Genomic DNA, 18717 nt, shown 5'->3' with positions numbered 1-18717 from the left:
TCCTCGTTAACACTCGTACCTCTATATTAAATTACCTTATAAATAGCTCCTGGTAATTGTGCTACCGCTTTTTTTATGATTAAAGATAACAGAACTGAATGCAAATGTCCAAAATCCCATCCTGTCCTCACAAGCAGATCGTCCAAAATAAAGGGGCCTTGATGCAGTATATGGTATAGGTGTAACTCCTCATTTGTCAATTTCTTTTCAATTAACAAATCGTCAGCTACCTGTTTAGAGGGACCGCTTTCACCTGTTTTTGAGAGGTTTGCCGGGAGAAAAGAAGTGTATTCTTCTAAAATATCTAGTGCACCGGTTACCAGCTTTGCCCCCTGTTTAATCAGATCAAGAGCACCTCTACTTTTTGGAGACGTAATAGGTCCAGGGACAGCAAAAACATCCCGTCCTGCCTCCAAGGCAGCATCTGCTGTAATAAGTGATCCACTTCTACTATCCGCCTCTACGACCACTGTCCCGTATGTGAGGCCTGCAATAATTCGATTGCGCTGCGGAAATAACCCTGGATGACTTTTGGTTCCAAGGGGATACTCTGTTAGCACTAACCCATCAAGGGAAATCAATCGTTCAAGCTCCTTATTCTCAGGCGGGTAGACCCGATCAAGTCCTGTAGCCACTACCGCTATTGTGCCTCCACCGCTTCTTAGCGCAGCTTCATGACAAACGCTATCAATCCCCCTAGCTAATCCGCTAACCACTGTTAGACCTGCTTCACTAAGCTCTTTCGTGAGGATCTCCCCTACCTTCCGTCCATAAGCTGTTGGCACACGAGTACCGACCATCGCTACACTGGGTGTCGATAACAGATTCAAACGCCCACGATAATAAAGAATCCATGGTGGCTGAGCCGTCTCCTTCAATAAATGGGGATAGTCTGCATCAAAAATCGTAACCATGTTTACAGCACTTTCTTCCATTAGTAAGCGGCGGTTTGCTATCCACTCCAACGTATATATTGAAGCTAGTTGAATCGACACTTTCTCGCTCAATCCAACCTTTTCCCAGTCTTCTGAGCTACAAGAAAATGCTTTTTCTGACAAAAGCCCAGCTCTGCGAATTTTGTCGATAGTTTTCCAGCCAATTCCTTCTACTTCATTAAAGCCGAATAGTAGTTCCCGTTCTTCCATATCATTTTTCGCCCCTTAACATGGAAGGCCTAGCCTTCCCTATTTTGTGTTACACATCATGAAAACGCAAGCATTTCTTTAAATTCAATAAATTTCTATTTAAAATAAAAAAAGCAACCTTTCATCCCTAAATAGGAACAAAAGGTTGCTTACCTCTTTAATTAATTATACACGAAATAACCTCACTACGTGGATTGATTTCTCTGTCTTAACTACACTAATTAGTGCGATGTAAAAGCATTGAGAATACCGCGCTCTTCAAGCACACTTACGAGTGTCGAACCCATTTCAGCAGGTGTAGGGGCTACCTTGATTCCGCAAGCTTCCAGTACGGCAATTTTTTCGCTAGCTGTACCTTTCCCTCCAGAAATGATAGCACCAGCATGCCCCATACGCTTGCCTGGAGGTGCAGTTGCTCCTCCAATGAAGCCTACAACTGGCTTGGTCATGTGTTCACGAATCCACTCTGCTGCTTCTTCCTCTGCAGTTCCACCGATCTCTCCGATCATAATAACTGCCTTCGTACCCGGATCTTCATTAAACAGCTTCAAAATATCAATAAACTCAGAGCCTTTAACCGGGTCTCCGCCAATACCTACAGCCGAAGATTGCCCAATTCCACGCGTGGTCAGCTGATGAACCGCCTCATAGGTTAGCGTTCCGCTACGCGAGACCACTCCTACATAACCAGGCATATGAATATAGCCAGGCATGATTCCAATCTTACACTCTCCAGGAGTGATAACACCCGGACAGTTTGGGCCGATCAACACTGTAGAACGACCTTCCATATAACGTGAGACTTTTACCATATCAAGCACAGGAATACCTTCGGTAATACAGATAACCAAATCCAACTCTGCATCTACAGCCTCCATGATGGAGTCTGCTGCGAAGGCTGGCGGTACATAAATCACACTAGCAGTTGCACCAGTAGCTGCCTTAGCAGCTGCGACTGTATCAAATACCGGAAGACTAACTTCACTGCCATTTTCAAGGGTGATATTAACTGTCGTTCCACCTTTACCCGGCGTTACTCCTCCAACCATCTGAGTTCCATAATCAAGCGCACCCTTAGTATGGAACAAGCCCGTTGCTCCCGTAATACCTTGCGTGATAACTTTCGTATTTTTATCTACAAGAATGCTCATGCCTTAAGTCACATCCCTACTTATATTGTCAAATACGATAACTGGCTTCAACTTCCGAGCCATTATTGCACAAGAGATACAATCTTACGGGCACCGTCCGCCATAGAATCAGCAGCTACAATGTTAAGTCCCGATCCTGCCAAGATTTGCTTACCCAATCCAACATTTGTTCCTTCAAGACGAACAACAAGCGGTTTAGTCAATCCCAATTGACTTGCCGCTTCCACAACACCGTTAGCAATAACGTCACAGCGCATAATACCGCCGAAAATATTAACGAAAATTCCATTTACCTTTTCATCAGATAGAATGATTTTAAAGGCTTCTGTAACTTTCTCGGTAGTTGCACCGCCCCCTACATCAAGGAAGTTGGCGGGTTCGCCTCCGTAATATTTAATTATATCCATCGTTGCCATCGCTAGGCCTGCACCGTTCACCATACAACCAATATTGCCATCAAGTGCAATATAGCTCAGGTCATACTTAGAGGCTTCGATTTCTTTCAAATCTTCTTCATCTAGATCCCGAAGCTCTTGAATATCTTTGTGGCGGAACAAGGCATTGGGGTCAAAATTCAATTTAGCATCTAGAGCCATCACATTCCCATCCGCAGTAACTACCAATGGGTTAATTTCGGCAATAGAGCAATCTTTATCCACAAAAGCTAGATATAGCGCTTGCATGAATTTAACAGTCTTGCCTACCAGTTCATTAGGAATAGAGATGCTGTAAGCTAATTTACGAGCTTGGAAAGTCTGCAAACCTACTGCCGGATCAATGATTTCTTTGAAAATCTTCTCCGGATGTGTAGCTGCAACCTCTTCAATCTCTGTGCCACCTTCTTCAGATGCCATCATAACCACTCGGCCAGTTCCTCTATCAACAACGATACCGATGTAATACTCTTTAACAATTTGACAGCCCTCTTCAATGAGCAGCCGTTTTACTACCTTACCCTCCGGACCAGTCTGGTGAGTAACTAAAGTCTTACCGAGAATTTCGGTTGCGTAAGTACGCACTTCATCGATATTCTTAGCAACCTTTACACCTCCAGCTTTACCTCGTCCACCTGCATGAATCTGAGCTTTAACTACAACAACCGGTGTACTCAGTGACTCTGCGGCTTCTACCGCTTCCTCCACTGTATAAGCTACTTTTCCATTCGGTACGGCCACACCGTACTTCTTAAGCACTTCTTTTCCCTGATACTCGTGGATATTCATAGCGGTAGCCTCCTAAAGTAGCGTGGTGACTTAACAGGCAGCCTGTTGTCATCTCGCCTTCCGTTTTGATTGCCGCGGGGTTAGGGATAGGCTGATGCTAAACATGCAGCACTATTCCGGAACCAACAGAAACTGCTCTACCACTCGTAAAAGAATGGCCTTATTTCTGTGAGAGACATTGAGTAAATCTATAAGACTAAGCTTATACTTACCTATATGCCATATAAAGGAACCCAGAATAGTGTAACATGTTTTTAAAACGCTTTCCTTAAATATATTCATGATTTGTACACATTTTTTCGCTTGATTTCATGCCGGAATGCGAACGATCGCACAGACTCCTGATTATACTTACTTTTTACTATCTTGAGTGTTCGCCTCATGAACACGATTTAACAAGCTTTTGAACTGCTCAAGCAGCTCTACAGTCTCATCGCCGGACATAGTCGTTTCTTCCATCATTTTCCCGGGAATACAAGCCGCGTTGCTTTGAAGTGCCCAGCCCTGTTCCGTTAGTGAAATCAGAACTTTTCGCTCATCTTGTGTCGAACGTTCACGCACGATCAACCCTGCAGCTTGTAGGCGTTTTAAAAGAGGTGTCAGCGTACCCGAATCCAAAAATAGCGCCTCACCAATTTCTTTAACCGTACATTGCTGCCGTTCCCATAACACAAGCATTACCAGATATTGCGAGTATGTTAAACCGATCTTATCCAAATAAGGTTGATACAGCTTTGTGATCTCACGAGAGCAAGCATAAATCGTAAAACAGAGTTGATTCTCAATTAACAGCTCAGGTGTAGTCGTCATCTTTTGCATATCTTCTTCATTCATTTTCATATCTTAATCACCTGCCTTATACCCTTATTTTATCATAATTCACTCATAACATCATGTTAATAGGAAAAAATAATTTGACATTATAGTTAATTGTGATAAATTAGATTTTACACAAACTAATTAGGAATTGGAGAGATACACAATGATGACGATCCAGCAAAAAATGTATGAAACCACTGTTAAAGCCGTAGGAGGAAGAAACGGTTTTATCGAATCAGAAAGCCCTAAGCTCAATCTTACAATCAGCACACCACGCGAAATGGGAGGTGCCGGTGGCGAAGGTACAAATCCTGAGCAATTATTTGCAGCTGGTTATTCCGCTTGTTTCGATAGTGCACTGAACATGGTTGCCCGACTCGGAAAAGTGAAAATTGAAGGTAGCGAAGTAACGGCCACAGTCAGCTTTGGTAAAGTTGAAGATGGAGGTTTTGGCATAGCAGTTAAACTTGATGTGCTAGTTAAAGGCGTTGACAGAGAAACCGCAACCTCTTTAGTAGAGGCTGCTCATGGCGCTTGTCCATACTCCCGCGCAACCCGCGGCAATATCGCTGTAGAATTGAATGTACTGTAAAGGAACTATAGAGAATTATTTTCTCAAACGAAGCCCTAACGGATACAGATGATTTTAAATTCAATACTTGTCCACTTTCGGATTTTTAATGGGCGCCATCGCAGCTATTTATAAGAAAAGACTATATTTGGGCCGTTTTTAAAAAAATAGTGTCTCTGGAGTCCGAAAGCACGCTCCAAAAGCTAAGAATGCCCATATCATGTCTTTCGGGTCCATAAGGTTCCAGAGACGTTAACAATTTTGCGGAGTGAAATCAATAACCCAAAAACAGAGCAGCAATTCGCCAATAACGGGAATCGCTGCTCTATTTAGTTTATTCTTCTGTCATCGCCTGCCGGTCTAAATTACGGTACTGCACAGCCTCCGCAAGATGCGCGGAAGTAATATCCGGTGCGCCTTCCAGATCAGCTATTGTACGGGATAGCTTAATAATTCGATCATGCGCTCGCATGCTTAAACCTAAATTCTCCAGAATGTCATACAGCAATTGGGCACCTTCACGGCTAAGACTTGCATATCTCCGAAGGGAAGCGCCGGAAAGTTCACTATTCCAAGAAATAGGCAAACGCTTAAACCGTTTAGCTTGTATCGTCTGTGCCGCCATCACCTCTGCATACATCTCAGCCGAAGATAGAACATGCCCTTGACGATCCCATTCCTTCGGGCGAGGAACATCCACCTGTAAATCAATACGATCCAATAAGGGTCCTGATATCTTTGCGCGATATTGAGCAATCCTAGCGGGGCTGCATGTACAATGTTGTTGAGAAAGATTACTCCCAAAATAACCGCAGCTACAGGGATTCATCGATGCGGCCAGCATGAATTTTGCAGGATAGGTAAAAGAAGCTCGAGCACGACTTATGGTAACAACCCCGTCTTCGAGCGGCTGGCGTAACACTTCAAGTACATTCCGAGAGAATTCGGGCAACTCATCTAAAAAGAGAATCCCTCGATGCGCAAGACTAACTTCTCCCGGCTTTGGAATGCCTCCACCCCCAATAAGGCCTGCGGCCGATATGGTATGATGCGGAGAGCGAAAAGGACGACTACGCAGTAAGCCGTTGTGGGCATCTTTTAAAGTTCCTGCTGCGCTAAATATTTTGGTTACCTCTAGTGCCTCACTCTCAGACAATATCGGAAGGATGCTTGGAAGGCGTTTAATCAGCATCGTCTTACCTGTACCGGGTGGACCGATGAGCAATATATTATGCATACCCGCTGCCGCAATGGTTAGGGCTCTTTTTACATGTTGTTGCCCTAGCACATCACTGTAATCATCCATCATCTCGTTCATTCCATATGAGGAGTCCTCAGAAGTACCGTAAACTGGGGTATATTTAAGATGTTCCAAAGAAAGGACAAGAACCGGAGGTCGGTCATTAGCATCTATCCCCTTGGTCACAGTTACAGGAAAAGGAAGAGATGATAAAGAAGGCATATCTTCGGAAACTCCCCCACTCCTTCGGTTCTGTTCGTCTTCACCTTTTGCTGAATTGGACAGTGTTTCTTCCGGGTTCGGTAATGCGCACAAATGGTCGATTGCATATATATTTATACCACTGATCAAAGCTGCCTCAGCAGCATTCCCTTCAGGAAGCAGTACAGCCTTAAATCCATTTTTGCGCGCTGCTTCCACCATTGGTAGAACACCTGATACTGGACGCAGACTACCGTCAAGCGCAAGCTCTCCAATAAAAAGCACCTCATTGGCTGAGGGCATTATCAGTTGACCACTAGTTATCAGTATCCCCAGGGCAATCGCAAGATCAAAAGCAGAGCCTTCTTTTCGTAAGTCGGCTGGTGCTAGATTTATCGTAATGCGCTGCTGGGGATAACGATAACCACAGTTCTTAATAGCGGCTCTTACTCGTTCTACTGCCTCACGAATCGCAGAATCAGGCAGACCAATGATATTCGTCTGTGGCAATCCATTCGCAAGATCAATTTCTACACCTATCATTACCCCTTCAATTCCATACAGACATGCACTATGCATTTTTCCATACATAAAAACACCTCATCTCCTGAAATACACCCCTGTTTGGGTGTCACATCTTCAAGAAAAAAGGTGCTTCCTTATTTTCCGGTAATAAATTTGCTTTTATATCTCATTATATATAGGGAATCTTTGCGTAATCAAGAATTATTAATAAACATCAAATTGCATAAATACGCATAAATAATTCCATAGACCCACATTAACCTTCTTCACTAACTATGACAGAGTCCCTAATCTGTTCAAAAGTCAACGGTTTATAGTTCCAATGCTCTACACAAATGTTAAAATAATTCTTTCCTTCATATTTTTGTCCGTGAATATGACCATGCACATTTACGTAAGGCATATGTTTATTCATATACATAGGCTCATGAGAGAGAAAAAAGAAATCCTTATAAATCAGCGGATATTCACTAACCTCGTCAAAGCCTGCTTCAAGCCACCAATCCCGACCGCGTCCCCGATCATGATTGCCGAGAATTAGAATCTTATAGCCCTGTAACCTCTCCACAATAGCATGTGTCGCTTCCTTATTAAGAAACGAAAAGTCTCCCAAATGAAACACTTTATCATCCGGATTTACTACCGAATTCCAACTCTCAATCATGGCTTCATTCATTTGCCCCACATCTATAAAGGGTCTGGATTCAAAATCAATAATCAACTTATGTCCAAAATGATGGTCGGATGTAAAAAAAACGTTAGCCATGTTCACCCTTCTTTCTTTTTTGATCATAGTTTGTATGATTATCTCCAGTCACGCCGCTTATGTGATCGTTTTTTATTATCGCTCTGGATCAGTTCAGCTAGAGGGGGTGTCTCTTCATTCTCAATGAGCCAGCCACGCATCTCTTTAATCGCTTCCACCTGTCCATTTCCTTTATCACGCCATGTAAGAAGCTCTATGACTTTTATAACAAGCGCTAAGAGACTGCTATTGCTGTTTTGTGATTTATCAGCACGGATTTTTTGAAATAGCGCCTCATTTTTCCAATCGATTAATATTTCCTCAGCTATAGTGGGCCGCATAACCGTGAAGTTCTTATTGCAATTTGCACAACAGACAACGGATACTGGCTCTGCGGTAAATTTCACTTCAATCTTCTGCTGGCAATATTGGCAAGCAAAACTAACCTGCATTTCAAAAGGTTTATTCTTCACTTAAACAGCCCTCCTCATGATGACATTAAAAAGTTACTCTAATGTTTACCCATTTCTTTTGAGAAATGACCCACTGTGCGGAGGCTATTGTAAAGACTTTTTTCATAAGAATGCTAGTGCCCATAATGAATGGCGTGAGAATATGGGGTGCAGCTTAAAAAGCCTCACGTATATGCCCCAAAGAAGCAATGCTTAAATCTTCATTCAGTAAAATGCTAATGACGTCAAAAGTTACTCTTCGATCATCATAACCTTTCATATGCAAATAAACCTGTGCTGTATTTCGCACTTGATGTATTTTTCGAGTATTCACAGATTCCTCCGGAGTCCCTTGATATAGCTCTCCACTACGACTGCGAACTTCAACAATAATAATACAGCCTTCGTTCTCCGCAATAATATCAAGTTCTCCGGTTCGACAACGCCAATTTCGTTCTAAGATCTTGTACCCACAAGTAGATAAGTACTGCACAGCCCCGTCTTCAGCAGCGGCTCCCTTCTGTTTGCGGTTGTAGCGTTCTCTTGTGTATGGCTCTTTCATTCCGGTCTCCGTTCACCGGCGGAACGGTCGCTCTGATACACAAAGCTGAGGATTTCAGCCACTAGCTGATAAAGTTCAGATGGAATCTGTTGATCTAGATCGAGCTTTGAAAGAACTTCTACGAGAGCTGCGTCCTCTTGGACAGCAACCCCACTCTCTTTAGCTTTTTGCAGAATCAGATCCGCTATCGCCCCTTGTCCTTTGGCAACAACGACAGGTGCCTCGCTTTGTCCTGGGCTATATTTGAGAGCGACCGCTTTTTTGAGCCCTTGTGAAATTGGAGGTACAGGCTCATTCTCGTTCATATACGGTAATCCACTCCTTTATAAGCATCAGGAACATAATCAACAAGCTTACTATGGGGATTGGCAAGTTCTGTAGATAGCTTTAGTTCTGGTAAAGGTTCAGTTCTTAATCCCGACAACTGATAACCAATAGATTCTACTGCCGTTTTAATGTCATCACGCCGCTGTTCCAGCAGCTCAAGCACCCAAGGATGATCATTATGCAGCTTAAGACTAACGATTCGATCAACAACCTGCACATCAACCAGTGTCTGGCCGATCTGCTTCATATCCAAATCAAACCAGAGCCTGCAATTGGCAGCATCTAATTCACCCTTGCGTCCCCGGCGCGACTGAATATGAACGGAAGCTGTCTCCTGCCCATCTGGACCTTGCAGCGGCAAGAACAAAGTTACTTGCGCGAAAGGAGCCGTTCGATCTGTATTGAGCAGCAGCTGTTGTCCTGTCAGCTGCTGCACTAGTCCGCTCGCGGCTTCTTTTACCGCTGGCGGTACCTCGCTGCTGCTCATGATCTGCAGCAGCACGCCCTTTAAGGTGTCGGTGGCTTGTTCGCCTCCGACACCCGCACTGCCAAGCGCGGCCGTACCTGTCGCCGCGCGGGCCGTCTCAGCGGCGGCTACTGCGACGCCGCGCACCGCCTGCTGCTCGTGCTCCGCACCGAGCAGCTTCAGCACCCGCCCCACCCACGACTCCGCGTCCGCGGGTGGGGCGGTGTCCGGCTGCACCGGCGAAGCCGTCGCAGCCGGGGCCTCCCCGCGCGGCGCAGTAGCCGCGGGGGCAGGGCTTGCTCCCGCCGCGTCAGCGGGCGGGACCATGGCGAGCTGCGGCAAGCTGCCGCGCAGCTCGGTGAGCACGCCCTGCAGCTTCGCAAGCAGGGCGGTACCACTTGCTGCGTGGGGCGCCGCACCAGCAGCAGTTCCTTCGGCGCTCACACTCGCGCCACCCGGCATAGCCCCGCTCTTATCCATCGAGGCAGCCCGACTCTTATCTGCCTGTATAGCACTATCCAATGCCCCATCCTTATTCAAATTCAAGGCATTACCCTGAATCTCAACTTCACTGGAACGGATAGGATTATTCACCGCACTATCAGCTTGAGCGCTTAACGCACTATTTAGAGCGCCGGATGTCATAGCAGGTGTTGATTTACCAGCCATAGGCTCTGTAACAATACCACCCTTGGAGATCTGAGCTCCTTCACCTGTCTCATCAACTACAACTGGCTTGCCAGTTCCAATCCCCGTTTCATTATCAGAAGCTATATTAAGAGTCACCTTGACTGGCGTACCTTGTTCAACCGGTTTCAGAGCACCTTCAGCTGCTCCTTCCGAAAGAGCGGTACTTCCGCTAGCGATAGTGCCTTCAGCAGTTTTAGTTGTAGCTTGTCCATTTCCTTTAGCTGCCAATTGTATAGGGTCAGCTTCTGTGACATCACTCTCTACAACACCCATGTTATTCCCACTTCCAGCACCTGCAGTTACCGAAGGTTCGAGTTTTCCAGTAATTGTACCCATTCCAGCTTTAGATTCTGCGGTTATTGTTTCTTCATTAGCAATTTGACCTGCCCATATAGTAATCTGATCTTCCAGTGCTGATAAAAGCTGATGCAGCTGCGGGCCAAATACAGCCTGCTGCAATCCTCTCACACTCTCAGCTGTAACGGGTAGTCCCCGCTTTACAGAAATGACAGCTGCGTCAAGCCACTCTGAAGCAGGCACACCAGCTGGTTTTGCACTCATTACCGCATCCAGCAAAGCCGCTGTCTCTTTTGTAAGTGGAACGCCTCCTGCTTGCATCGCTAGTACAATTTCTCGACCTGCTTTGGAATCAGCTAATCCGAGCGACTCCAAGGCCTCACCCATGCTTTGGGGAGTGACTAACGCCGTTTCACCGAGGGAGACCGGCTTCAATACGGGTAATCCACCTTCTCCGGGTGATCCAACCTGTAAATTCAAGGTTTCTCCAGGCAGTAATGGTGTTTCTAATTCTGCACGAACAGGTGTACCTTGGATTTGCACAACCGCTTCTTTGCCTGAATCCGATACAGAGAGAACAACACCACGAACAACTTGCCCTTCTTTTAACTCTAAAGACTTCGCTGCACCCGGTTTTTGTTCTCCAAGCAATCCACGGATCAATGTTCCGATATTCATACCGTTTCTCCTCCCTCCATTTTCTCTCTTCTTACTATATCGGTATTCATCCTACTTTTTTAAGCATTGCTTCTAGAATAACGTTTGCTGCTCCGCGAGAATCCGTCCAATAAAACTGCGCCGATGCATAGGTGTTGGACCTAGAGCCGTAATTTGTTCCCGGTGAAGCTTGGTCGCGTAACCTTTATGTATCGCAATCCCATAATCAGGGTATAATTCCTCCCACAGACCTTCACACAACCTGTCTCGTGTCACTTTAGCGATAATCGAAGCTGCTGCAATGGACTGACTATTAGCATCTCCTTTAATAATTGCCTGTTGTGGCAAAGGGAGGTCTACCTTTTCAGCATCGATCAGCATATAGTCAGGAGTGTGCTCTAGACTCTCAACCGCCTTTTTCATGGCCAGGCGTGAAGCTTGCTTAATATTAATCTCATCAATAACAGTAGAGTCTACATACCCCACACCCACGGCCAGCGCTTGCTCCATTATAATCTCGTATAAAGCATCTCTCTTTTTAGCTGTAAGTTTTTTGGAATCATTCACTCCATCAATAATAAGCCCCTCTGGCAAAATCACCGCTGCTGCGACGACGTCCCCAAACAAGCAACCTCTTCCTACTTCATCTACGCCTGCTATTCGGCGATAAGACTGTTCCCAGCCTTCTTTTTCATAGGCCAACATATCTAACGAACTCACTAATTTGTCACCGCCAATTATGAATTATTCTATGATCTATATAAGTCAGCTTATCATAGTAAAGCTTACATGGTCATCTTAAAATAGACGTTCCAATTTAATCCATTCCCATAAAATATCCCCACAAAGTGGGGCTTAGCTTGAGGCGTACTCAGGTACTTTGTCGAGGACCCAAAACATAAAAAAAGAGCCTCCGAAATTTCGGATGGCTCTTCCATACCTAGTCCATTAAACGCAGAATTCACACCATTTAAGGCGTTTCCAGCGTAAAGCGTCCAAGCTTACCTGCCCGTAGCTCATGCAACAAGGCCCGCGAAGCTTTTTCCAGATCTACACGTCCACCGCTAATTAGACAACCGCGTTTACGACCCACGGCTTCCATAACAGCTACGATCTCATCTGGATTCTCCAGATCCTCAGGAAGCTTCTCAATGCCAAAGCGTTCTTGAAATCTAGAGCCGTAGTCCTTCACCAAATATTTCACTGCATAAAAGGCGATGTCCTCAATATTCAGGATTTCTTCCTTTATTGCACCTGTTACCGCTAGGCGATAACCTACTTCTTGGTCCTCAAATCTCGGCCATAAAATACCTGGGGTATCCAGAAGCTCCAAGTTGCCGCCTGTCTTAATCCACTGTTGACCCTTGGTTACCCCTGGGCGGTCACCAGTAGCAGCAATACTCTTACCAGCCATCCGGTTAATGAGTGTTGATTTACCAACGTTAGGAATACCAACGATCAATGCACGCATCGCTCGCGGATTCATTCCTTTTGCAATCTGCCGGTCAATCTTTTCTTTTAGCAGCAGCTTGACTTGCTCTGGAATATCCTTTACACCTGTTCCAGTAGATGCATCAACAGGATAAGCAACATGCCCTTGTGCCTTGAAGTACGCCAGCCACTTCCGTGTAATTTCTGGATCTGCCAGATCCGCTTTGTTCAAAATAATCAATCTTGGCTTGTCCCGCAAAATATCGTCAATCATCGGATTGCGGCTGGAAAGCGGCAGACGGGAATCGAGCAATTCTATTACAACATCAATCAGCTTCAGCTTATCCTCGATTTGCCGCCTAGCCTTCGTCATATGACCAGGAAACCATTGAATGGCCATTGCCGTCACCTCCTTTGACTTCTGTCAACTTAATGGTTAATCAGTGAAATATCCTTTATCGGCCAGAAGATTAAATCTGCACGGCCTACAATATCCCCCAGAGGTACATAACCGATCATTCGGCTATCCGTACTATCCGAGCGATTATCCCCCATAACGAACACATGTCCTTCAGGTACAGTACCATCTGGGAACTCTTCATTAGGGAAATCTTTATTATTATACAGAGCGTTGATACTATGCTTTGCATCAATTGCATCTTGGATATAGGTCTCATTAACAACTTCCCCGTTAACTGTAACTACATCCCCTTCTACTTTCACAGTATCTCCAGCGACACCGATTACACGTTTAATAAAATCTCTACCCTCAGATGGCACGTGGAATACTATAACCTCGCCCCGCTGCGGAGATCTAATATCGTACAAAATCTCATTTACGATAACACGTTCACCAGTATGGAAATTAGGCTGCATGGAAGGTCCATCTACAATAAAAGGCTTGAACAAAAGCCAGCGAATCAGAAAAACCAACACTAAAGCAATCGCAATGGCCTTGACCCATTCCAAGACTTCATTTTTAGGTTTACGTGGGTTCTGCGCGCTTGATTCCAAAGTTTCACTTTGTTCCTGCTGCATAGTTCACCGTCCTCTCTTAATACTACTCTTACTATACAACACAAAAAAGCTCCTGCCAAAAACCCCTCCACAGATACTCCTTCAGGAGGCCTTTTCGGAGAAGCTGATCCCCAAGCGTATATGTCGCACGCATTGTATGCCAAGCTAAAACGCCCTCAGCGTCCTTTAAGGCGGGTAAGCGTTTATACGAGAAATATAAGAATAATGTATAACGTGAAACTGATGCTTTCTTATATTTTCATAAAATAATAAAACGAAAGGGGCTTGAATTCAAGCCCCTTTCCTTTGTCACTATTCTAGCGACGAATTTCTTTAATTCTCGCTGCTTTACCACGTAGTTCACGAAGATAATAAAGTTTAGCACGACGCACTTTACCACGACGAGCCACTTCGATTTTCTCGATTTTAGGCGAGTTGATTGGGAATGTTCTTTCCACACCAACACCGTAAGAAATTTTACGAACCGTAAAAGTCTCACTGATTCCACCGCCACGACGTTTGATTACAACGCCTTCGAACAACTGGATACGCTCACGAGTTCCCTCGATTACTTTTACATGCACCTTCAAAGTGTCACCCGGGCGAAAACTCGGGATATCTTTACGAAGTTGCTCTTGCGTAATAGCTTGTAGGATATTCATTAAGGACTTCCTCCTTCCGTACAGGTGTTCTTGCCTCTTCCGGAGAGATCTTTGCTCTCCCTCATTATCCGCAGCGGACCACCGTATTCCACACAACAGAGATAATAATACCATAAAGGACGGGCTAATACAACTTATTTTTTCTATTTAAAGCGGTAGCATATCTCTTTTTTTCGCCTTCGATTGGCAATCTTTACATAGACCAACCACAGTTCCATTATCTTGTGCATAGAAGACTAGCTTTCCATTCTTCTTCTTACAAGAAGAGCAAGGCTGCTCCCCTGGGCTCTGTTTGGCTTTACGATGACTATCCATTGAGATTACATTGCTCTGAGTGGTACGCGGATAATTTTTTGCAGTATTTATTTTCCGTTTCCAGACTAAAAAATATACGCCTGTCAAAACTACTAAGGCAAGCAAAATGGCTACATATTTCATTTGGCTCCCTCCACCCTTCAGGATTTATTAAAGAAAGAAAGTAAAAAGACCGCCCTGTTCTGCAAGTGAGGTAACGGTCTATATCTGTATACAATGTAGCCTTAGCACACCTATGCACTTCTATCCGAAAAAAGCGATTTCCAGTAGCTGCTGAAGGTTCTATATGAGGATTTCCGCGCCCTTTTAAATATGTACCCGTATCGTATTTATTCAGCGAGTGATCTTTCATTTATTTTAGCACAATTAAAAATCGAAGTGTAGTGAACACTTTTGAGACCTAGTCTTTGGTCCAGTATAATAACCCGCCTCCAGCCGTTTTTACAGATAAATTCCATAAGCTATACTTACAGAAGTACATAACGAAATCACATATGTCAGATCACATACACCCATATATGAGGAGGAGTTTTTTCAATGAGGAAAAGGAATAATAATAGTGTATTAGCAGCAGTAGCCGTATTATCTATCGTACTTTTGGCCGGTTGCACTGAATTACCAGGCAGACAATCTGCCAAAAATGAGGTTGAAAAGAGTATTTCTGAGAATGTGCACCAGAACATTGGTGAAGTTGTCAAGCAAGAGCTAGGAAAAGCAGCTGCAACTGTGCAGCAAGCCGTTGAGGAAACAGCTACTAAGGTAGTTGACGAAGTTAAAGCAGACAGCATTAGCAAAGAACTCTCCGTATCTCAAGCGATCGGTTCAGCATCCGTACTCAGCATGGACAATGCAGTAGGAGAAATAGAAGTTACAGCTGTTACAGGAGATCTGATCCATGTAAATGCAACGATCTCAGCCCACAACAGCTCTCTCCATGCGTCTGACCGTCAAAAGATTATAGATGATGCTGAAGTTTTAGTAGAGGTCAGTGGTGATACGTTGAAGGTGTCCACGCATTCCAAATCAAGTCCTAAAAAGGACTTATGGACATGGGCGCAAGACAAATATGGATATTCAGATTTTAGCATAAGCTATAATATAGAGCTCCCCGCCAGCATGAATAAATATAAAATCACAAATAACGTAGGTCAAATTCGTCTTCACAATCTAGAGGGGAATTATCAAATCGTCAGCAACGTTGGAGCGATCAATATTGAAAGAGCTAAAATCACTGGCAAATCCACTATAGAATCCGATACTGGCAGCATACGAATGGATATAGCAGGGATGAAGGATGATAGCAGCCTAAAAGCCAAAACAGAGGTCGGCAGCCTCAGTGCTGTCCTAGCCGATGGTATGAAATGCAGCTTAGAAGCCAATAGTGATCTCGGGCAAATCAAAGGTGTAGAAGGCGGAAAGACCGATATCAATGGGGGCGGCCCCTTATTGTCCCTAAGCTCAAATATAGGTGCAATTACAGTACAGTAATCAGCAGTAAACAGACCGTCCGGGATAATCGGGCGGTCTGTTTTTGGTTCCTAACGATTAGATTAATGCGATGGCTAGCAGAGTGAATAAACTTAAAGTTAAGATCTGATTTCCGGCAAAAGAATTTCCCCAAAAAGCAGAAGTATGCACAGAACCATTGTCAGTTCTTAAGTAAACATTGTATCTGTCTACATCTGTAATAACGCCTTCATGCTGTCTACCGTCTCTAGTCAGAATCCGCACCCTTCTATCCTTACAACGCAAACAATTATAATAAGCTTCCACTAGTGTACTCCTCCTTGTTCGTAATGATATAATCTATGTGTAGGAGTACAGGTCGGTAACGGCGAACTTACATAGGTCGGACTTTGGGTCAATATTTACTTTTTTCGATCCTTGTATCTTTCGTATTCCTCAAGGCTATAGATAATGTAAGACCTATCTACGGCTAGCAGTCCGCAATATCCCATCCATTCGAGGAGGCCAATCTCATGAATGTAGAAAGAAAACAGTTTATTAAAGAAGGCGTACTGCGTATCACCATTTTCGTTATTTTAGCTTCACTTACTTACACCGTTCGCAACTACGCATGGGCTGTTACTGTTCTCGTATGTGTTGCGCTGTACTCACTCCTTACAGGAGTACACAAAATCTTACGCAAAGAATAACATGTGCCTCCACGAACTTTTATAGCAAGCTAAAACGCCTACGGCGTCCTTTTAAGGACGGTAAGCGTTTGTGCGAGAATTATAAGAATAAAGTATATCGTGAAACTTATACTTTCTTATAATTTCAAAAATAACCACTTTTCGCTGAGATACTAGATCTCATCGGAAAGTGGTTATTTACAGTTTAACCGGAGTAATAGGATTCAAGCATTGTTACCTTCTAAAAGAATAAAACCATTAGCGACAGCGAACACAAAATTCACTGTATCTAATGGTTTTATTAAGCCTAACAATCAATCCCTAACATTCAATCCTATATGTTCACTCTTTAAATGGCGAATGGGAATTGCGATTTGTATAAAAATCGATAATATCATTCACGGTGCGGAGCGGCTCCGCTTCCTTGTGGATTGTGTCCACGTTAGGCTTGAATTCTTCATGCGTCTTCGTAGTCACTTCAGTTCATTCCCTTCAATAGTTAAGCTTGCTGCGTTATCAGCTGCATATATTAGTGCGGCACCTCTATTCATTACCCTAAAAAGAAGCTTTTAACGCACCAATACTCATATTATTTTGAAAACTATTATTTTATTTGTTCTCAGGTACACATAACAAAAACGCCTCCTCAACGTAAGATACGTTAAAAAGACGTCAAATATACCTGTTTCATTAAATTATCACTCCGGTTTGTCCACATTTCTTAGACGTTCCAGTGTCTTTTTGTCTTTCAATGTAAGTTCTGCAGTCTCAAGCAGGTCCGGTCTGCGTTCCAACGTGCGCAGCAGTGCTTGCTCTCTCCGCCATATGTCGATGTTAGCATGATGACCACTCAGCAAAATATCCGGTACCTTCCAGCCGCGAAACTCGGCAGGACGTGTGTAGTGTGGATATTCTAGCAGTCCAGTGCTGAACGAGTCAGATATCGCAGAGGTTTCATTTCCAAGTGCTCCTGGCTGAAGCCGGACTATGGAATCTATAACCGTCAACGCAGGCAGCTCTCCACCTGTTAGCACGTAATCACCCATTGAAAGTTCATCAGTTACCAGATGCTCACGAATCCGCTCATCATATCCCTCATAATGCCCACATATGAAGATTAGGTGCTGCTCTTGCGCCAGTTCCTCTGCAATCTTCTGATTGTAAGTTTTTCCTTGTGGGCACATAAGGATGATACGTGGTTTCACAGAAACCACTTCATCAGATCGATTGTGATCTTCCTCGTTCGGTGTAATACCAAGCACATGCTCGACTGCATTAAAAATCGGATCAGGCTTGAGCACCATACCCCCGCCACCGCCATACGGTGTATCATCCACACTATTATGCTTATTTCCCGAGAAATCACGGAAGTTCACAGCATTTAAGGAGACGATTCCTTTTTCACGTGCTTTACCAAGAATGCTTGTGCTGAATACGCCTTCGCACATTTCCGGAAAGAGCGTAAGCACATCAATTCTCATCATGGCAATAACCCTTCCATCAAATGGACAACAATTCGTTTGGCTTCTATATCCACATTCAGGACTACATCGTTGATTACAGGAATTAGAATGTCTTGTCCTTTTGCAGGCTTAACAACCCATACGTCATTCGCACCAGGCTGTAAGATTTCTGTAATCGTACCGAGAGGTTTGTTTTCATCTTCATCCGTGTATACCTCACAACCGACGATTTGGTGGAAGTAGTATTCGTTCTCAGGGAGGTCCACCAGATCATTACTCGGAACCTTCAGGAGGCTTCCTTTATATTTTTCCACTTCATTGATGTTCGTATACCCTTTGAGCTTAACGATGAACATACCCTTGTGCTCACGAGCGGATTCTACAGTTACTTCGAATTTAGAACTGCCATCTGCAGGGATCACCTGCAGCTTCTTACCTGCAGCAAAACGAACATCAGGGAAATCGGTATGGGATAGCACTTTAATCTCCCCACGAATACCATGCGTATTCACAAGTCTGCCTACGGTTAACTCTTCTGTCATACAACCCTCTCCTTTACGAGCTTCATCTAATCTATATTTGAACAAAAAGGAGCCGGGATATACTATCCCTAGCCCCTCATT

At 44.2% G+C, this 18717-nt stretch carries 21 protein-coding genes; 3 read left to right on the top strand and 18 right to left on the bottom strand.

The genetic code is table 11. The features are described 5' to 3' along the window. Window positions 1-26: 26 nt before the first annotated feature. The 4 genes from dprA to MKX60_RS15530 form a co-directional block, all read right to left on the bottom strand. A complete protein-coding gene (dprA, locus tag MKX60_RS15545) occupies window positions 27-1145 on the bottom strand; it encodes a DNA-processing protein DprA (RefSeq protein ID WP_341060238.1) in 1119 nt (372 codons plus the stop codon). A 221-nt stretch (window positions 1146-1366) separates the two neighbouring features. After that, window positions 1367-2296: a succinate--CoA ligase subunit alpha gene (gene sucD / locus MKX60_RS15540; RefSeq protein ID WP_042128953.1), complete on the bottom strand. Its 930-nt coding sequence runs from the start codon at window positions 2294-2296 to the stop codon at window positions 1367-1369. A gap of 62 nt (window positions 2297-2358) precedes the next feature. Continuing rightward, a complete protein-coding gene (gene sucC / locus MKX60_RS15535) occupies window positions 2359-3519 on the bottom strand; it encodes an ADP-forming succinate--CoA ligase subunit beta (RefSeq protein ID WP_042128955.1) in 1161 nt (386 codons plus the stop codon). A gap of 351 nt (window positions 3520-3870) precedes the next feature. Continuing rightward, window positions 3871-4359 (bottom strand): MarR family winged helix-turn-helix transcriptional regulator, encoded by a 489-nt coding sequence (locus tag MKX60_RS15530; protein ID WP_269321761.1) that lies wholly within the window; start codon window positions 4357-4359, stop codon window positions 3871-3873. Window positions 4360-4501: 142 nt separating this feature from the next. On the opposite strand from MKX60_RS15530, the gene MKX60_RS15525 reads away from it, so the two are divergent. Then, window positions 4502-4930, top strand: coding sequence for an organic hydroperoxide resistance protein (locus tag MKX60_RS15525; RefSeq protein ID WP_042189459.1), 429 nt, complete (start codon window positions 4502-4504; stop codon window positions 4928-4930). Window positions 4931-5243: 313 nt separating this feature from the next. Here MKX60_RS15525 and MKX60_RS15520 read toward each other — a convergent pair whose 3' ends face one another. The 11 genes from MKX60_RS15520 to MKX60_RS15470 all read right to left on the bottom strand — a co-directional run bounded on the left by MKX60_RS15520 (window position 5244) and on the right by MKX60_RS15470 (window position 14619). Further along, entirely contained in the window at window positions 5244-6941 is a 1698-nt protein-coding gene (locus MKX60_RS15520) for a YifB family Mg chelatase-like AAA ATPase (RefSeq protein ID WP_341060237.1), read from the bottom strand. A gap of 190 nt (window positions 6942-7131) precedes the next feature. Next, window positions 7132-7641 (bottom strand): phosphoesterase, encoded by a 510-nt coding sequence (locus tag MKX60_RS15515; protein ID WP_341060236.1) that lies wholly within the window; start codon window positions 7639-7641, stop codon window positions 7132-7134. 38 nt (window positions 7642-7679) lie between these two features. Then, a complete protein-coding gene (locus MKX60_RS15510; RefSeq protein ID WP_139328534.1) occupies window positions 7680-8093 on the bottom strand; it encodes a hypothetical protein in 414 nt (137 codons plus the stop codon). 154 nt (window positions 8094-8247) lie between these two features. Continuing rightward, on the bottom strand, window positions 8248-8634 hold the full coding sequence (locus tag MKX60_RS15505; RefSeq protein ID WP_042189462.1) for a YraN family protein: 387 nt from the start codon (window positions 8632-8634) through the stop codon (window positions 8248-8250). After that, entirely contained in the window at window positions 8631-8939 is a 309-nt protein-coding gene (locus MKX60_RS15500) for an EscU/YscU/HrcU family type III secretion system export apparatus switch protein (RefSeq protein ID WP_042128964.1), read from the bottom strand. Before MKX60_RS15500 ends, MKX60_RS15505 begins: the two co-directional genes overlap by 4 nt. Then, on the bottom strand, window positions 8936-11092 hold the full coding sequence (locus MKX60_RS15495; RefSeq protein ID WP_341060235.1) for a DNA ligase: 2157 nt from the start codon (window positions 11090-11092) through the stop codon (window positions 8936-8938). The genes MKX60_RS15500 and MKX60_RS15495 overlap by 4 nt, the downstream gene beginning before the upstream one ends. Before the next feature lie 72 nt (window positions 11093-11164). After that, window positions 11165-11776, bottom strand: coding sequence for a ribonuclease HII (locus tag MKX60_RS15490; protein WP_042189464.1), 612 nt, complete (start codon window positions 11774-11776; stop codon window positions 11165-11167). Window positions 11777-12041: 265 nt separating this feature from the next. Further along, window positions 12042-12902 carry a ribosome biogenesis GTPase YlqF gene (ylqF, locus tag MKX60_RS15485; RefSeq protein ID WP_042189465.1) on the bottom strand — a complete coding sequence of 287 codons (861 nt, stop codon included), beginning with the start codon at window positions 12900-12902 and terminating at the stop codon, window positions 12042-12044. Between the two features lie 29 nt (window positions 12903-12931). Beyond that, window positions 12932-13540, bottom strand: a complete 609-nt coding sequence (lepB, locus tag MKX60_RS15480; protein ID WP_042189466.1) for a signal peptidase I — start codon at window positions 13538-13540, stop codon at window positions 12932-12934. A 296-nt stretch (window positions 13541-13836) separates the two neighbouring features. Further along, window positions 13837-14181 (bottom strand): 50S ribosomal protein L19, encoded by a 345-nt coding sequence (gene rplS, locus MKX60_RS15475; RefSeq protein ID WP_042128973.1) that lies wholly within the window; start codon window positions 14179-14181, stop codon window positions 13837-13839. 147 nt (window positions 14182-14328) lie between these two features. After that, entirely contained in the window at window positions 14329-14619 is a 291-nt protein-coding gene (locus MKX60_RS15470) for a hypothetical protein (RefSeq protein WP_076285405.1), read from the bottom strand. 414 nt (window positions 14620-15033) lie between these two features. Between MKX60_RS15470 and MKX60_RS15465 the strand changes: the two genes are divergently transcribed. Continuing rightward, complete coding sequence (locus tag MKX60_RS15465) at window positions 15034-15984, top strand: hypothetical protein (protein ID WP_076299253.1); 951 nt, start codon at window positions 15034-15036, stop codon at window positions 15982-15984. Window positions 15985-16041: 57 nt separating this feature from the next. Here the strand turns inward: MKX60_RS15465 and MKX60_RS15460 are convergent, their stop codons facing one another. Then, window positions 16042-16269 carry a hypothetical protein gene (locus MKX60_RS15460; protein WP_042189469.1) on the bottom strand — a complete coding sequence of 76 codons (228 nt, stop codon included), beginning with the start codon at window positions 16267-16269 and terminating at the stop codon, window positions 16042-16044. 206 nt (window positions 16270-16475) lie between these two features. Here MKX60_RS15460 and MKX60_RS15455 point away from each other — a divergent pair, with 206 nt between their 5' ends. Beyond that, window positions 16476-16652 carry a hypothetical protein gene (locus tag MKX60_RS15455; protein WP_156113147.1) on the top strand — a complete coding sequence of 59 codons (177 nt, stop codon included), beginning with the start codon at window positions 16476-16478 and terminating at the stop codon, window positions 16650-16652. Between the two features lie 677 nt (window positions 16653-17329). Here MKX60_RS15455 and trmD read toward each other — a convergent pair. Next, on the bottom strand, window positions 17330-18112 hold the full coding sequence (gene trmD, locus MKX60_RS15450; RefSeq protein ID WP_076285457.1) for a tRNA (guanosine(37)-N1)-methyltransferase TrmD: 783 nt from the start codon (window positions 18110-18112) through the stop codon (window positions 17330-17332). Next, window positions 18112-18636, bottom strand: a complete 525-nt coding sequence (gene rimM / locus MKX60_RS15445; RefSeq protein ID WP_076299254.1) for a ribosome maturation factor RimM — start codon at window positions 18634-18636, stop codon at window positions 18112-18114. Before rimM ends, trmD begins: the two co-directional genes overlap by 1 nt. Between the last annotated feature and the right edge of the window lie 81 nt (window positions 18637-18717).

Source organism: Paenibacillus sp. FSL R5-0914 (assembly GCF_038004525.1).
Classification (GTDB): domain Bacteria; phylum Bacillota; class Bacilli; order Paenibacillales; family Paenibacillaceae; genus Paenibacillus_AQ.
The sequence above is the reverse complement of the archived record's forward strand: the minus strand, read 5'-3'. Positions and strand labels throughout refer to the sequence as shown.

Coding starts and splice junctions, on each gene's coding strand:
- MKX60_RS15455 (WP_156113147.1), top strand. CDS start 16,476: ATGAATGTAGAAAGAAAACAGTTTATTAAAGAAGGCGTACTGCGTATC.
- MKX60_RS15490 (WP_042189464.1), bottom strand. CDS start 11,776: ATGTTGGCCTATGAAAAAGAAGGCTGGGAACAGTCTTATCGCCGAATA.
- rimM (WP_076299254.1), bottom strand. CDS start 18,636: ATGACAGAAGAGTTAACCGTAGGCAGACTTGTGAATACGCATGGTATT.
- dprA (WP_341060238.1), bottom strand. CDS start 1,145: ATGGAAGAACGGGAACTACTATTCGGCTTTAATGAAGTAGAAGGAATT.
- ylqF (WP_042189465.1), bottom strand. CDS start 12,902: ATGGCCATTCAATGGTTTCCTGGTCATATGACGAAGGCTAGGCGGCAA.
- trmD (WP_076285457.1), bottom strand. CDS start 18,112: ATGAGAATTGATGTGCTTACGCTCTTTCCGGAAATGTGCGAAGGCGTA.
- MKX60_RS15530 (WP_269321761.1), bottom strand. CDS start 4,359: ATGAAAATGAATGAAGAAGATATGCAAAAGATGACGACTACACCTGAG.
- MKX60_RS15520 (WP_341060237.1), bottom strand. CDS start 6,941: ATGTATGGAAAAATGCATAGTGCATGTCTGTATGGAATTGAAGGGGTA.
- sucD (WP_042128953.1), bottom strand. CDS start 2,296: ATGAGCATTCTTGTAGATAAAAATACGAAAGTTATCACGCAAGGTATT.
- MKX60_RS15465 (WP_076299253.1), top strand. CDS start 15,034: ATGAGGAAAAGGAATAATAATAGTGTATTAGCAGCAGTAGCCGTATTA.
- MKX60_RS15500 (WP_042128964.1), bottom strand. CDS start 8,939: ATGAACGAGAATGAGCCTGTACCTCCAATTTCACAAGGGCTCAAAAAA.
- rplS (WP_042128973.1), bottom strand. CDS start 14,181: ATGAATATCCTACAAGCTATTACGCAAGAGCAACTTCGTAAAGATATC.
- sucC (WP_042128955.1), bottom strand. CDS start 3,519: ATGAATATCCACGAGTATCAGGGAAAAGAAGTGCTTAAGAAGTACGGT.
- MKX60_RS15495 (WP_341060235.1), bottom strand. CDS start 11,092: ATGAATATCGGAACATTGATCCGTGGATTGCTTGGAGAACAAAAACCG.
- MKX60_RS15515 (WP_341060236.1), bottom strand. CDS start 7,641: ATGGCTAACGTTTTTTTTACATCCGACCATCATTTTGGACATAAGTTG.
- MKX60_RS15525 (WP_042189459.1), top strand. CDS start 4,502: ATGATGACGATCCAGCAAAAAATGTATGAAACCACTGTTAAAGCCGTA.
- MKX60_RS15505 (WP_042189462.1), bottom strand. CDS start 8,634: ATGAAAGAGCCATACACAAGAGAACGCTACAACCGCAAACAGAAGGGA.
- MKX60_RS15470 (WP_076285405.1), bottom strand. CDS start 14,619: ATGAAATATGTAGCCATTTTGCTTGCCTTAGTAGTTTTGACAGGCGTA.
- lepB (WP_042189466.1), bottom strand. CDS start 13,540: ATGCAGCAGGAACAAAGTGAAACTTTGGAATCAAGCGCGCAGAACCCA.